We start from the raw sequence: 1,253 nt of genomic DNA, 5'->3' as shown, positions 1-1,253 counted from the left end.
CCCGTGCCCGACACGCTGCACGTCTTCATCGGGACCAAGGCCCAGTACGTCAAGACCGCGCCGCTGCTGCGGCTGCTCGACGAGCGGTCGGTGCCCTACCGGCTGATCGACTCCGGCCAGCACGCCGCGCTGTCGCTGGAGCTGCGGCGTGAGCTGCACGTGCGCGACCCCGACGTGACCCTCGGCGGCGCGCGGGACGTCACCACGATCCCCGCCGCGATCCGGTGGGCGTTCATCATCGCGCTGCGGCTGCTGGATGCTCGCAAGGTCCGGCGCGAGCTGTTCGGCGGGCAGGGCGGGATCTGCGTGGTGCACGGGGACACGCCCTCGACGCTGCTGGCCACCCTGCTCGCCCGCCGCGCCGGGCTCCGCGTGGCCCACCTCGAAGCTGGCCTGCGGTCACGATCGGTGCTCGAACCGTTCCCCGAGGAGCTCATCCGGCGGGTCGTCATGCGGCTGTCCTCGCTGCTGTTCGCCCCCGACGAGGTGGCGGCCGCGAACCTGCGCTCACGCGGGCTCGCGGACCGGACGGTGCGGACCTCGGCGAACACCGTGGTGGACGCGCTGCGCTACTCCCTCGAGGGCACCTCGGTGTCGGGGACCGGGCCGGCCGTCGTGACGATGCACCGGGTCGAGAACCTCCACCGGCCCGAGCGGGTCCGAGGCTTCGTCGAGCTGGTCGAACGCCTGGCGTCGCAGGGGCCGGTGACGTTCGTGGTCCACGGTCCGACCGAGGGGGCGATCGCGTCGCATCGGGACCGGCTGGCCGCTGCTGGTGTCGAGCTGCTGCCGCTCCAGCCGCACGCGGCGTTCACCCGCCTGTTGGCGGCCGCCCCGCTGGTGGTGACCGACGGTGGCAGCATCCAGGAGGAGTGCGCCCTCCTCGGCGTCCCGACCCTGCTGTGGCGAGCCCAGACCGAACGCCCCGACGGCATCGGCGACAACGTCGTGCTCAGCGCCTACGACCGGGCCACGGTCGACGCGTTCGTCCGCGACGCGGCGAGCCTGCGCCGGCCGCCGCTGACCACCCAGGTCCACCCGTCGGCCGAGATCCTCGAGGAGCTGCACCGCCAGCTCCCCTGACACCTCGCCAACCTCGCGGTCAGGCCAGGCGGTGGGTGGCTCACGGGCGGTGGGTAGCTCCGGGACGGCCACGTGGGTGGCTCACGGGCGGTGGGTGGCTCACGGGCGGTGGGTGGCTCCGGGACGGCCACGTGGGTGGCTCACGGGCGGTGGGTGGCTCACGGGCGGTG

1 protein-coding gene is annotated in these 1,253 nt (G+C 74.0%); it reads left to right on the top strand.

Annotated elements, in window-relative coordinates; all coding sequences use genetic code 11:
* On the top strand, positions 1-1,083 hold a 1,083-nt coding region (locus WEB03_RS01775; RefSeq protein ID WP_368069256.1), incomplete at its 5' end, for a UDP-N-acetylglucosamine 2-epimerase.
* Positions 1,084-1,253 lie beyond the last annotated feature (170 nt).

Source organism: Nitriliruptor sp. (assembly GCF_040882075.1).
GTDB lineage: Bacteria > Actinomycetota > Nitriliruptoria > Nitriliruptorales > Nitriliruptoraceae > Nitriliruptor.
Note: the sequence above shows the minus strand (reverse complement) of the source record. Positions and strands in the feature narration are given on the sequence as shown.